Genomic DNA, 13,129 nt, shown 5'->3' on the forward strand with positions numbered 1-13,129 from the left:
CCGCTCCATAGAAGAAATCTGCCCGGTTTGAGCATATTTCATTCCATCGGCGACCAATTGGTCGACGCGTTTGCGCGTTTGCTCGATCAAACGTTCGAGTTCCTGCGCTTTTTGGATATTTTCCCGATTCCCTGTCATGGTCTTCTCTTAACGCAGAATGTCTCAAAAGTCCGTAAAAATCGAGATTCTTAAAGGCGCGGTTGGGGGCACAGCCACACTGCCGTATCGTGAAAAACGGCTCCGCCCGCCGGGGCCGGACTAAAATCCGACACGAGCGTATTGATCCCCAGCCCCTCCGGGAAATCGCCATTGCGCCACAGGCCTTCAGCCACCAACAGCGCCGGGTTCATGCCATCGCGCAAGCCCGCTGTGAGTGTAATCGAACCCTGGGCATTCCCCACTGTGACAAGATCACCCTCGGCAATTCCTTGCGCCGCCGCCGTGTTCGGATGGATCAGCAGCTTCGGCGTGCCCTCGCGCACCCGCGACGCGCCGACATCGGAAAAACTACTGTTGAGAAACTGGCGCGCGGGCGGGGCGATCAGCTTGAACGGATGCGTGGCATCGCGCGGCGCGATAATATCCCAATGGTCGGGGAGGCGCGGCAGGCTGGGATCGTCGATCCCGACCGTCGACCAATCGGGGGCGAAATGGAATTTTTTGTCCGGCGTGGCAAAGCCGCTACCGAACCGGCCTTCGTCCGAGGTGGGGGTGCAATCGACCCAGCGCTGCGCTTCGAAACTTTCAAGATCGGGGTAGCCCGAGGCAATCAGCGTCTGGTCCAGCATCTCGCGCGCGGTCAGATCGAACCCCGGCTTATCGCCGACGCCCAAGCGCTGCCCAAGCGCATTGATAACATCATGGTTGGACCGGCACTCGCCCGGCGGATCGATCAGCCGCATCCCCACCTGCAAATGCCCGTGGCCGCCGGCGGTATAAAGATCGTCATGCTCGACGAACATGGTGGCGGGCAGCACGATATCGGCCATCAGGGCGGTGTCGGTCATGAACTGCTCATGCACGACCGTGAACAGATCCTCGCGGGCGAAACCCTGTGCTACCAGCGCGCTATTCGGGGCCACCACCATCGGATTGGTGTTCTGGATCAGCAGGGCCATCACTGGCGGGCCGTTCTGCAGTTCCGAGCGGTCGCCGGTTAAATGCCCCGTGAGCGCCGCGCCGATCCGGCTCATATCCATAACGCGCACATCGGGGCGGCGCATTGGGGTTCCGTCGATCAGGCGTTTGTCGAGCTTATAGAGCGTGCCGCCGTAGGACCAAAACGCCCCGCCGCCCGGCACTTGCCACGCGCCTGTGACCGCCGGAAGGCAGGTGACCGCGTGGACGTTCAGAGTGCCGTTGCGCACGCGGCTAAAACCATACCCCAGCATCAGATAGGTCTTTTGCGTGCCGGTATAGAGGGCGGCGAAATCTTCGATCTGCTGCACCGTGAGCCCGGTGATGGCGGCGGCCCATTCCGGCGTTTTTCGTCGCCACCTGGGCTTCCAGCGCCGCATAATCCTTCGTCTGCGCTTCCATATAGGCGCGGTCGGCCCGCCCGTCGCGGAAGGCGATATGCATCACCGCGCAGGCGAGCGCGCCATCGGTGCCTGGCAGGAGCGGCAAATGGACGTCGGCGAGATCGGCGGTGGGCGAGCGGTAGGGGTCGATCACGACGATCTTCGCGCCATTCTGCTTGCGCGCCTTGCTCATCAAGCCGGCGATATGGACGTGCGTCGTCACGGGATTGCCGCCCCAAATGACAATCACCTCGCTTTGCAGCATCTCCTGCGGCTGCGTGCCGCGCTCGAACCCGGTGCCCGCCACCCAGCCGGAGCGGGCGAGCGCGGTGCAGATCGTGCGCTTTTGATCGGAATAGCCGAGGGCGTGGCGCAGGCGATGAATGCCGTCGCGCTGCACTTGGCCCATCGTGCCCGCGTAATAATAGGGCCATATCGCTTCCGCCCCGTGAGTGGCGGCGATGGTTTTGAAGCGCGCGGCGATTTCATCCAGCGCCGCATCCCAGGAAATCGGGGTAAACTGGCCACTGCCTTTCGGCCCACTACGGCGCAGGGGCTGCATCAGCCGGTCGGGGTGATGCACCCGGTCGGCATAGCGCCCAACTTTCGCGCAGAGCACGCCTGCCGTGTAGGCATTGTCCGACGCACCGCGAAACCGGCCAACGCGGTTATCGGGCAAAATTTCTACCTCCAGCGCGCAAGTCGCCGGGCAATCGTGCGGGCAGGCGGAGGATTTGAACGTGGAAGCGGCAGGCTTGGCGGCGGTATCGAGCGGCATCATCGGGTCCATAACGGCAGCGGCGGCAATCCCCCTAGCTGACCAGAAGGTCAACCCCAGGTAAAGCCCGAAAGCGCCGCCTGCCTATTTATAGACCAGGCTCCTGCCGCCCCTGACCCGAGGGCGCGCCCGCTAGAAACGGGTTCGGCCCGCGCGGACGGGCAAACCCCGCCTGCCAAACGATCCACCCGAAAATCCCGAAAATCCCCGGCACGGTCAGCCACGGCCAGAAGGAGAGAATCCCCGGCTCCTCCGCGACGGGGGGCGACCACCGGCGGGGCCGTGATCGTGCGCGTCACGGTGACTTCCTCTTGCGGCACCGCCATCGGGTTTGCCGGGGTGCGCTGCGACACCGGCGGGCGATTGCTAATGCCGGGCGGGAGAATCTGTGCGTTGGCCTGAGGAGCGGCGGGCAAAGGGGGGCCACCCGCGACGGGGTGCCGCCGGTGACAGACGGGGCCGACATCGATCCGCCACGCTGGCCGTAGCCGGTAATCACCTCCTGCGAGCCGCCGAGGGCTTGCCCGGCAGAGACCGAGGCTTGCGGCACGGCGGCTACTTTCGGCGGCGGGGCGGCGGCGGCTGCTGCCGCCTGCTGTTGGCGCTTCTGGGCGCTTTCCAGACTGAGCGGATTGCTGAATTTGGTATCGCGCGTTTGCCGGAGCGCATTCAGCGTTGTCGCATCCAGCTTGCCGGTGACGGGCAGCTTCGCCTGCGCTTGGAATTTTTGCAGCCCCTCGACCGTTTGCGGCGTCATCTCGCCGGTCGGGCGGCGGGCGAAATGGCCCATCAGCATCAAAATCTTCTGCGCCTCCTCCACCTCATCCTTGCTTTGCGCCTGGGCGGGCAGCGGCAGAACGAGCGGGAGCAGCAGCAGAACAGCCGCAACAATCGGGGCAATAAAAGAGGTCATGGGCTTTAACATAGGGTCTTTATCGGTGAAAATCGTAGGGCAGTGCAAGAGGATGCTGCCGAAGGCTAACCCGACAAAATGTCAGAAGCAGGGCAGGGGCTTACGCCCCCGCCATCACCTCAAGATAGCGCGTCACCGTCGGCACCAACCCGTGAACCAGCGTGTCGGCGATAATCGCGTGGCCGATGGAAACCTCGTCGGGCTTCAAGCGGGCAAGGCACGCGGGCAGATTGACCGTATCGAGATCATGCCCGGCGTGAACGCGCAAACCTAAGGAACGCGCGTAGTCGCCAGCGCGGCCCAGTTCTTCCAGCAGCGCATCACCCGAAGGCTTGCCGAAAGCCTGAGCGAAAGCGCCGGTGTAAAATTCCACCGCATCGGCCCCGGCGCGGGCGGCGTAAGCGACCGAGGTTTCCGTCGCGTCGCAGAAGACCGAGACGCGCAGCTTGCCGTTGAAGAAGCGGACGGCAGCGGCCAAGCCATCGTGATCGTCATAGGCGCGCCAGCCGCGCGACGAGGTGACTTCCCCCGGCATGACGGGAACGACGGTGAATTGATGCGCGCCAACCTCATAGGCGCAGCGCATCAGTTCCGGGCGCAAATCGCCTTCGACGTTGAGTTCCACGGTACCGCTGGCCACCTCCGGCAGACCGGCGAAGGCGATGACATCCTCGAGCGTCGCGTGGCGGGCGTCGGCGCGCGGGTGCAGGGTGAGCCCCTGGGCTCCGGCGGCGATACAAGCACGGGCGGCCTCAAGCGGATCGGGACTATTGCCACCGCGCGAGTTTCGCAGCAGGCATACCTTATTCAGATTAACGCTCAACCGGGTCATCGCCGCATTCCTTCTTCTGAACGACAGCGCAAGAACCGGGCTGCCCGCTGGTGCCGCGCATGATGGGATCAGCGCGCCTGAGAACCAAGAGGATGTTGAGCATGACTGACGTGCTGGAAGCCGCCCTGCCGATGCTCGCAACCGAGGGCGTGGCGCGCTTGGGCACGCTGCTGAGCCCGGAGGACTGCCGGGCGCTGCAAGCGGTCTACGACGAACCCGCGCGCTTTCGCAGCCGTGTTGTGATGGCGCGGCACGGGTTCGGCCAGGGCGAGTATCAATATTTCGCCTACCCTTTGCCCGACCCGGTGCAGGCGTTGCGGGCACGGCTGTATGAAAGACTGGTTCCTATCGCCAACCGATGGGCGGAGGCTTTGGGGCAAGCGCGGCGCTTCCCGGCCAGCCTCGCCGCTTTCACCGCAGAGTGCCACGCGGCGGGGCAAATGCGCCCGACGCCACTGCTGCTGCGCTACCGGGCGGGGGATTATAATTGCCTGCATCAGGATTTGTACGGAGAGCAGGTGTTCCCGATCCAAGTGGTCGTCGCCCTCTCCGATCCCGCCGACTACGACGGCGGGGCCTTCGTGCTGGTCGAACAGCGCCCGCGCCGCCAGTCGCGCGCCGAGGCGCTCAGCCTCGCGCAAGGGGAGGCGCTGGCCTTTGCCGTGCGCGAGCGGCCCGTTCAGGGCACACGCGGTGTGTATCGGGTGCAAATGAAGCACGGCGTCGGCACGGTCACGCGCGGCGCGCGCCTGACCCTGGGGTTAATCTTCCACGATGCCCAATGAGGGAAACTGCGCGTCGACCCAGGCCGGAATATCGCGAATATCGGCAAGGCGCACGTAGCGGGCATGCCCCAGCGGCTCCGGCGCGTTCTCGTGCGCCCAAGTGAGATGATAGGGGATATGGACGCCCCAGCCGCCGATCTCCAAAATCGGGATCACGTCCGAGCGTAAGGAATTGCCGATCATCACAAACTGCTCGGGCGGAATGCTGTGGCGGGCGAGCAGGCGGGAATAGGTGCCCGTATCCTTTTCGCTGACGATTTCCACCGCCGAGAACAGATCGGCGAGGCCCGAGCGCGCCACCTTATCTTCCTGATGGAACAGATCGCCCTTGGTAATCAGCATCAGCGGAAACCGGCCCGCCACCTGCTCCAGCACGTCGGCCACCCCGTCGAGCAGCGTCACCGGATGGGCCATCATCTCCTTGCCCAAATCGAGCAAGGCTTGCAGCACCATCGCCGGAACCGCGCCATCGGTGACTTCAATCGCCGTTTCGATCATCGAGAGCGTATAGCCCTTCACCCCATAGCCGAAGACGCCCAAATTGCGGCGCTCGGTCCGGGTCAGGCGCTCGCGCAAGGCCCCCGGCTCGGCATAGGGGGCGAGCAACTGGGTGAAAGCCTCTTCGGTCAGGGCGAAGAAGCTTTCGTTGTGCCACAGGGTATCGTCGGCATCGAAGGCTAGGAAGGGTAGATCGCGCATCATCAGAAGAAGGTCTTCGCCAGATCGAGAGTGGAGCGGTGATTGATATCGTCGAAATGCGTCGCGAGCCACGCCTCGGCCCGCGCCCGTCCGATCTCGAACAAATGCTCCAGAAACGCCGGTTCGGACGATAATTTGCTCGACGCCCCGAAGGAGGCCAACTCCTGTTCGGCTTCGATCATATGCATATTGAGCTGCTTATATTGTTCCGGCGACAGGTGCCCGCCGTCGATCAGCCGCGAGACGAAGTGGATGGCGCGCATCTCCCGCATTAGGGAGGAGTTGAAGCTGATCTCCCCCACCCGGTCGAGAATATCGCGGCCCGTCGTCGGCACCTCGTCGCGGTGCATCGGATTAATCTGCACCAGCAGCACATCGGAACTATCGCAGCCGTAAATCAGCGGAAAAATGGCGGGATTGCCCATATAGCCGCCATCCCAATAGGCCTCGCCCTCAACCTCTACCGCCTGAAACATAAAGGGCAGGCAGGCCGAGGCCATCAGCACTTCGGCGGTCAGGTCGTGCTTTTCAAATACACGGACTTTGCCACTGCGCACATTGGTGGCGCAGATATAGAGCTTAATGCCGCCAACCGTCCGCAGCCGCTCGAAATCCACAGTCGATTTAATCAGATCTTCCAGCGGGTTCTTATTCAGCGGGTTCCACTGATAGGGCGAAAACAGCCGCGTCATCAGATCGAACCAGAAGAAGCCGGGCGAATCGGTCACGCGCCAGCCACCGCGCAACCGCTCCCACGGCGAGCGCTGCAAGGGGCTGTAACGCCCCTGCTCGCCGATCTTGGTCCAGAAGCGCCGCAAGGCCCGGCGGGCACCGTCACGCCCGTCTTCGGCGAACCCATCGGCCAGCACCGTGGCGTTCATCGCGCCCGCCGACGTGCCGACGATGCCTTCGATTTCAAGCCGCTCGTCTTCGAGCAAGCGATCACACACCCCCCAGGTAAAGGCCCCGTGGGAGCCCCCGCCTTGAAGCGCCAGATTGATGATTTTATGCGCAGCCATAAGAGGAGTGTACCCGAGCGATTGCGCCGGGCAACCCCTTCCCCACGCGGGGGCACATTTGGATCAATATTAGGGATTCCGGTGCAAGCGTCTGGCAAAAGCTGGCTTGTGGGATTATCTTCATCTAAAGGGTGAGGAAAATAGGACCGCCGACGTGCAAAAAATGAGCAAGCGCCTCTGGGATATTGGGCGGATGGCCTGGGACCGCCTGATCCTAACGGGCGCTCCGCCAACCCCCGAAAATTATGCCCTGTGGTATCATGCCACCGGCGGCACGGTCGCAGGGCTGCCCGAGGCGATGGCCGAATTGGCCTCGGCTGGCATGCTGGGCCAAACGGCGGCGCTGGAGCAGATGCAAACGCGCTTCTTCCCTGAGGGAATCAAGCCGACGCCCACCGCGCCGGAGGCACCGCCCGAGCCCGCCCCCGAGGCGAAACCCACCGAGGCCCGGCCCTCCAACCTCTCGATCGTCTATCGGGTCTCTGAAGACGCGGGCGATATTATGGATGCTGCGGCGCAGGTTCTCTCCCAGGCCGACCGCGCCCATTCCGATTATGCCGAAACCCTGGCCGGACTTCAGCCGACGCGGATCGACACGCCGACGAGCCTGAAAACCGCCATTCGCCTGCTGACCGAGGAAACCGATAAGGTCATCAGCGAAAATACCGGCCTGCGCGCCCAGTTGGAGGGGCTGTCGGACCGCATGCGGGCGCTGCGCGAGGAACTGACGGCGACGCAATCGGAACTCGGGCGCACTCAGGCCAATCTGTCGGAAGCGCGGATTGCCGCCGATACCGACGCGCTGACCAATCTGCCGAACCGCCGCCGCTTCGAGCAGGATTTGAGCGCGCTCATCCGCAGCGCCAATGGAAAATTCTGCCTCGTGCTGGCCGACATCGATTTCTTCAAGAACTTCAACGATCAGCATGGTCACGTTATGGGCGACCAAGTGTTGCGCCTCGTCGCCCAGGGCCTTGCCCGCCGGGTGGAGAAACTCGGGCGCGCCTACCGCTTCGGCGGCGAAGAATTCGCCCTGCTTATCCGCGACATCGAGTTGCCAAAGGTGTTCGACCTCTGCGAGGCCATTCGGCGCGATGTTGCCACGCGGGAAGTCGTTAACCGCACCACCGCGCAGCCGCTGGGCCGCATTACGCTTTCGGCGGGGCTCACGGCAGCGGTAGCAGGCGAAACCGGCGACTCGATTATCGGGCGGGCCGACCGTGCCCTCTATGCCGCCAAGAACCAGGGCCGGAACCGCGTCATCGTCGATCCGCCGCTGGCGTAACACCCTGTTCATCCTTTCACGGCTATCATTGTCGGCTGGAATAAGGAAGGTACGGGTCCGATGAGTGAGCAAGCCGAACGGCAAACCATTGCGTTTTTATCGAACCAGACGCTCACCCCCGTTCAAAAAATGCTGGCCGACCGGCTGGAACAGCAAGGGTATCGCTGCGTTTGGCTCGTGCCGGGCCGCCGTTGGGACCGCTGGCTTGCCGAGCACGGCGTGCCGGACACGCACCGCCTCGCCCTTCACGCGCTGACCGAAAGCTCGAAACAGCTTTCCCTCGCCTCGGCCAAGCGCATCGCTAGGCAGTGGGAGCAGGAAAACCGCCCGCCCATCGCCGCCCTCCTGCGCATGGACCGGCTGATGCGCGACCGCCCGGCACAGCGCGGTTGGCAAATTCTCGCCGCCTATGGGCAGGCCATCGAAAAATTCCTGAAAGAGCAGAATGTTGTCGCCTGCTTCGGCGAGCAAACCTGGGCGTGGGAAATGCTCACCGCCCTCATCGCCCGCCAGCAGGGGCGCGGCTGCTATTTCTACAGTACAGTGCGCATCCCCTCGGAACGCTGGGGCCTGTTCGAACCGATTACCCATCAGCTGATTCATTGGCGCACCGCCGGGGAGGCGGATCGCGCCTGGGCCGATGGGTTTCTGCCGGCGTGGCGCGCCCGCCCGGTCAAACCCTTCTACGCCGCAAGCCACCCATCCGCCTTAACGTTCCGGCGGTATTGGTGGGACGAGCTAAGCCGACGGTTCGGCCCCAACTCGGATGCCCGCAGCGATATTACCGTGCGCCCGCCGCTCGCGGCCCTGAAGGATCGGCTGCGTCTCGCCTGGAACGCCGCCCGCCTGCGGCTGTTTTCGCCGTTCGAGCCCGCCCCGGCGGAAGGGCGGTTCGTGCTGTTCTGCCTGCATCACGCGCCCGAAGCCTCCATTGATGTGTTCGGCGCGCCTCATTCCGATCAAGCGCATCTGCTGCGGCGCCTGTCGCGGTTGCTGCCCGCCACCCACGAACTTTGGGTGAAGGAGCATCCCGATTGGCTCGGCGACCGCTCCCCCGCCTGGCTGCGCGCTATTGCCGCCCTACCGAACGTTCGCCTGATCGATCCCGCCGCGAGCACCTTCGCCCTGCTGCAACGCGCCGATCTCGTGGTGAGCATCACCGGCACTGTGGGATACGAAGCCGCACTGATGGGCCGCCCGGCGGTAGGCCTCGCGCCCCTGTTCTTCGATCCGCTCATGCGGGTCTCGGCGGCGGATTTTCCCGACCCGCTGCTCTGGCCCATGACCAGACTGTTAACACCGCCGACCGAGGCCGCCGCGCAGCGCCATGAGGCGGAATGCCGCGATTTCCTCGCCCGCCTGCACGCCAATAGTTTCGACGGCTTCCCGGATCGCCTCGCGCGACAAACCCAAGAAGGCCGCGAAAATGCAGCGGATATCGATACGATCGCTTTGGGATTACAGGCATTTTTGCAGTCCGCCCATCCCCGCGCCTAACCTTCCGCAAGGGAGAGCCGTCATACGCCCAGCGCATGCCGGCCCACGCACGTTATGCGAGTCGCGCGGGGCATCCATTCGTTTTTGAAGCAGAGTTCGCTCGAAAACATGAAGAATTTTAACTAACTGTTAGCGAGCAGCCGTTAAGGTGAGTTAATGAAATAGAGCGGGCTGGCAGAAGGCCGCTCGCCACGGGATAGAGCGGCGTAAAGCCGGATGGAGTTAAAGATGAGCGCAGTCACACCAGCCCTTGGGTCGATCGAGAAGTACATCGGTGCTGCCGAAGCCGCAGTGAGCAAGGGTCTTGGGGCGCTGCCGACGACGACGGCACCGGCAAATTCAGCCGAAGCGACGACGGTTAAAGCCCAAGCTTTGGCGATTACCGATACCGTCTCTTTGGCAGATCGCGCCGACTCATATCTTGCGACCTACGGCTCCGATGCGCGCTTCAAAGGCATCGTCCAGGGTATTAAGACCAATCTGGATGCGAAGACCTTAAACACGATCGGTGCTGGCGCGGCACTCTATACGCAAACCGACCCAGTTATTCAGCAGCAGTCGGCTAAGCTCGAAAACGGGACGACCCGCAATACGGAAACGACGATTGCCGCCCGTACGATTGAGCAGGTTGCCGCCAAAAATAATAAGGGCATCGGCCTTCAGCGCAGCTTCTCCGAAACCATCATTCGCGAAAGCGGCGGCTTTACGAAAACCGGTCAGGCTCTCGCCAGTACAGTGCGTCAAGAAACCACGACAGCAACCCTCGCGGCCGATGCCACAAAAGGCACGCTGACGCAAACTTTCGATATTCAGGCGGTCATCACCTCCTCTGCCAACGGCAATACGGTCTACGAGCAACGCAACCGCGTGATTGTGTATAGCCTGACCAAAGCCGGTGATTATCAGAAGTCCCTGAAGGAAGTTCTGACGTCGATCACCAAAGACGCCAATGGCTCGGTTCTGGCCACGGCCCAAACGCAGTCGACGGAAACCTCGGTGGTGAATGCCACGAATGGCACGCTGAAGATCAGCCGGGTCGATGAGAGCGTGAACGCCAGCAATACCAACGATCAAACTCTCGTCGTCGCGCGCCGGACCGGAACCTCGATCACGGCCGTCGATACCAGCGGCGGTAAAGCACCGACCATTGGGGCCGTGACGGTCACCGAAACGGCGAAATCCTCGTCGATCCTGAGCCGGAACGATGGCACGGTCGATACCAGCTCGACGTCGGACCGAACCTCCACCTTCAAGGGTGTCGGCAAGACGGTAACGAGCGCCAGCACCAATGTCGCTTCTCAGGCAACTTGGCTTAAGTCCGATGGGTCGCTGGGCGGTGGTTCGACCGAACGCGCGGCTAGCTTCACGCTGACCCCCGCTCCCGCAGCAACGCCTGCTCCTGCCGTTCTGAAACAGTCCACGACCACGGTTGCCGTTGCCAATATTGGCGTGCGCACCAACGGTATCATCGATGCCCAGGCCTATAACGTGGGGCTAAAGACCGCGACTTCGCGCGGCAAGCTCTCCGCCCCGGTTTTCTCGGGAACCGGAAACACGGTTCAAGATCAAATCGCCGCAGGCACGCAGAATGCCGCCGCTGGCCGCGCCACTGGCCCGAGTTATCAGTTGTCTAACGGTGTTCTGACGGTCAAAGCGGCAACCGAGCGGACCAACTCGCCGCAGGTCTCGCTGGATATCGTAAACCGCAAACTGCAATCGACGGGCCGTGTTACAACGGCAGGCGCGACGGTGGACGGTATTGTCGGCCTTCTCGCAGCCTTCAATACTAAAGGCACCACACCGCTTTCGGTTACCCGCGATCAGAATGACGTTCTGACCGCCGTGGAAAGTAACCCGACGAACACGAAGACGGCACAGCGGGCCGTTCAAGCCTATCAGGGTCAATTTGCCCTGGGCACGGCCACCAAGGGCGTCCGCGCTTTCACGCCCGTGACGAGCATCGTTAAGCTGGCGTAAGCCTTACCCCTTATGGGGGAAGAAACGAGCCCGTTCGCTTTCCGGAGCGAACGGGTTTCTTTTTGTCGCCGGTGCGCTCTTCTCCTACCCTGGCGGACTGAGTAGAGTGGTCGCATGCGTATTCTACACGTCGCCAAATTTTACCCGCCCGCCTTTGGCGGTATGGAAACCGTCGTCGCTAGCATGGCCGAAGGCGTTGGCGCTTTAGGGCACGAGGTTGTCGTGCTTGCCCATGCGGAAGACGGCGATACCCAGCCGCACCATCCCGCCCCCGGCGTAACCGTCCTGCGCGCACCCTATCGGTTTGCCCTCGGCACTCTCGCCTTTTCCGCCGCCTATCTGCGCCTCTATCGTGAGTGGCGAAACTGGGCTGATGTGGTGCACGTCCACGCCCCCTTCCCCATTGCCGATCTGCTGATCGCGCTGTGGCCGCCGAAAGCCCCGGTGATCGTGACCTGGCATAGCGATGTTGTGCGCCAGAAGCTGTTGAAATACGCGGTTGCACCTTTGGCGCATGCGCTGTGTCGGCGGGCGGCGGCGATTCATTGTTCGGCTGAGTTCATTCGGCGGGATTCGCGCTTTCTGCCCCGCTATCGCGCAAAAACCACCGTTATTCCGTTCGGACGGGCAGTCGATGCCTTTACAGCCGCCACGCTGGATGAGGAGGCTAAAACGCTAACGCGCGCGGCGCGCGGCGGGCGATTCGCCCTCGCGGTTGGACGATTGGTTTATTACAAAGGTTTTGATGTTTTGATTCGCGCTATGACGGATCTTCCCGAACTGCGCCTTGCGATTATTGGCGATGGCCCCTTGCGCGCCGACCTGGAGGCGCTTATCGCCAGCCTTGGTTTGGCCGACCGGGTGATGCTGCTCGGCGGGCTTCCCGAGAGCGACCTCGCCGCCCATTACGCCGCAGCCGATGTTTTTATTCTACCCTCAACCCACCGCTCGGAAACCTTTGCCCTGGTCCAGGTCGAGGCGATGGCGGCGGGCCTGCCGGTTATCAATACCAGCCTGCCCACCGGCGTGCCCGATGTTAGCCTCGACGGGATAACCGGGCTCACCGTTCCCCCTGGGGAGGGTGCCGCCCTGACGCAGGCCTTGCGGATTCTGTGGCATGATCCGGCCCTGCGCGCACGCTTCGGCGCGGCGGGGCGCGTACGCGCGCTGACCGTCTTCAGCCAATCCGCCGCCGCCGAGAAGTTCGTTAAGCTTTACGAAGCTGTGCAGTAATCCTGCGGCCGGTCCGGTCCAGTCGATGAATCAGGACCCCCATGATAAAGAGCGATGTAATTAGGTAAAGCCCCTGGGCTGAAAAAATATAACTGGCGACCGGCATGAGAAACAGCATGATCGACATATAAGCCGTTAAAGGAAACCAAGCCACCGGGTGCCGAAACGTCGCACGCCAGAGAAGTGATAACACAAATCCAAAAACAATCATGAATACGGGACCACCCCAACCAAAATCGATAAATAGCGGAACAAAAAAAAGTTGCATAAACACCGGCGCGGATATCGAGATTATTGATAAAATTATTGATATTTGGATCCCCCAAAATCAGCGCAAAAAACTTATAAATATGAAAAAAATTATAAGCGCCCCATGTATGTTCTGACGGCAGGCGATCAAAAATGTATAAATACTCATACCCCGAATGAACGTAATACTGCGTAAAATGAACAATTAGACTCATGATTGAAGTTGATATTCCTTTATTATCAACCAAATATGATAAAGCAAAATCATTGGGCGGAACCGTAAAGGCATATCCGGAATTCTGACTTGATGTATAAAAATCCATTCCCATCGCCTCAACGACG

General features: G+C 61.9%; 12 protein-coding genes. 5 read left to right on the forward strand and 7 right to left on the reverse strand.

The features are described 5' to 3' along the window. Positions 1-188: 188 nt before the first annotated feature. From VZ95_RS28790 to VZ95_RS09510, 4 genes are all read right to left on the reverse strand, one after another. A complete protein-coding gene (locus VZ95_RS28790; protein ID WP_332308061.1) occupies positions 189-1,391 on the reverse strand; it encodes a molybdopterin-containing oxidoreductase family protein in 1,203 nt (400 codons plus the stop codon). Then, entirely contained in the window at positions 1,372-2,352 is a 981-nt protein-coding gene (locus VZ95_RS28795) for a molybdopterin-dependent oxidoreductase (RefSeq protein ID WP_332308060.1), read from the reverse strand. Before VZ95_RS28795 ends, VZ95_RS28790 begins: the two co-directional genes overlap by 20 nt. Before the next feature lie 241 nt (positions 2,353-2,593). Continuing rightward, positions 2,594-3,211 carry a peptidoglycan-binding domain-containing protein gene (locus VZ95_RS09505; RefSeq protein WP_198148201.1) on the reverse strand — a complete coding sequence of 206 codons (618 nt, stop codon included), beginning with the start codon at positions 3,209-3,211 and terminating at the stop codon, positions 2,594-2,596. 100 nt (positions 3,212-3,311) lie between these two features. Further along, entirely contained in the window at positions 3,312-4,043 is a 732-nt protein-coding gene (locus tag VZ95_RS09510) for a pyridoxine 5'-phosphate synthase (RefSeq protein WP_045775630.1), read from the reverse strand. A 101-nt stretch (positions 4,044-4,144) separates the two neighbouring features. Here VZ95_RS09510 and VZ95_RS09515 point away from each other — a divergent pair, with 101 nt between their 5' ends. Then, on the forward strand, positions 4,145-4,828 hold the full coding sequence (locus VZ95_RS09515) for a 2OG-Fe(II) oxygenase (RefSeq protein WP_156995198.1): 684 nt from the start codon (positions 4,145-4,147) through the stop codon (positions 4,826-4,828). Here the strand turns inward: VZ95_RS09515 and VZ95_RS09520 are convergent. Beyond that, complete coding sequence (locus VZ95_RS09520; RefSeq protein WP_198148202.1) at positions 4,805-5,530, reverse strand: HAD family hydrolase; 726 nt, start codon at positions 5,528-5,530, stop codon at positions 4,805-4,807. The two genes, VZ95_RS09515 and VZ95_RS09520, sit on opposite strands and share 24 nt — an antisense overlap. Further along, a complete protein-coding gene (locus tag VZ95_RS09525; RefSeq protein ID WP_045775632.1) occupies positions 5,530-6,546 on the reverse strand; it encodes a patatin-like phospholipase family protein in 1,017 nt (338 codons plus the stop codon). The genes VZ95_RS09520 and VZ95_RS09525 overlap by 1 nt, the downstream gene beginning before the upstream one ends. 163 nt (positions 6,547-6,709) lie before the next feature. On the opposite strand from VZ95_RS09525, the gene VZ95_RS21850 reads away from it, so the two are divergent. The 4 genes from VZ95_RS21850 to VZ95_RS09550 all read left to right on the forward strand — a co-directional run bounded on the left by VZ95_RS21850 (position 6,710) and on the right by VZ95_RS09550 (position 12,538). Then, complete coding sequence (locus VZ95_RS21850; RefSeq protein ID WP_156995200.1) at positions 6,710-7,831, forward strand: GGDEF domain-containing protein; 1,122 nt, start codon at positions 6,710-6,712, stop codon at positions 7,829-7,831. A 60-nt stretch (positions 7,832-7,891) separates the two neighbouring features. Beyond that, a complete protein-coding gene (locus tag VZ95_RS09540; protein WP_045775634.1) occupies positions 7,892-9,328 on the forward strand; it encodes a capsular polysaccharide export protein, LipB/KpsS family in 1,437 nt (478 codons plus the stop codon). 228 nt (positions 9,329-9,556) lie between these two features. Next, positions 9,557-11,305, forward strand: coding sequence for a hypothetical protein (locus VZ95_RS09545; protein ID WP_156995202.1), 1,749 nt, complete (start codon positions 9,557-9,559; stop codon positions 11,303-11,305). A gap of 114 nt (positions 11,306-11,419) precedes the next feature. Continuing rightward, the gene (locus VZ95_RS09550) at positions 11,420-12,538 is read left to right on the forward strand and encodes a glycosyltransferase (RefSeq protein WP_045775636.1); all 1,119 of its coding nucleotides are present in this window, start codon (positions 11,420-11,422) and stop codon (positions 12,536-12,538) included. On the opposite strand, the gene VZ95_RS23990 is transcribed toward VZ95_RS09550, so the two are convergent. Next, a partial coding sequence (locus tag VZ95_RS23990; RefSeq protein ID WP_232302582.1) for a hypothetical protein occupies positions 12,520-13,129 on the reverse strand: 610 nt, incomplete at its 5' end. The genes VZ95_RS09550 and VZ95_RS23990 overlap by 19 nt on opposite strands.

Origin of the sequence: Elstera litoralis (genome assembly GCF_000963705.1) — a bacterium.
Lineage (GTDB): Bacteria > Pseudomonadota > Alphaproteobacteria > Elsterales > Elsteraceae > Elstera > Elstera litoralis.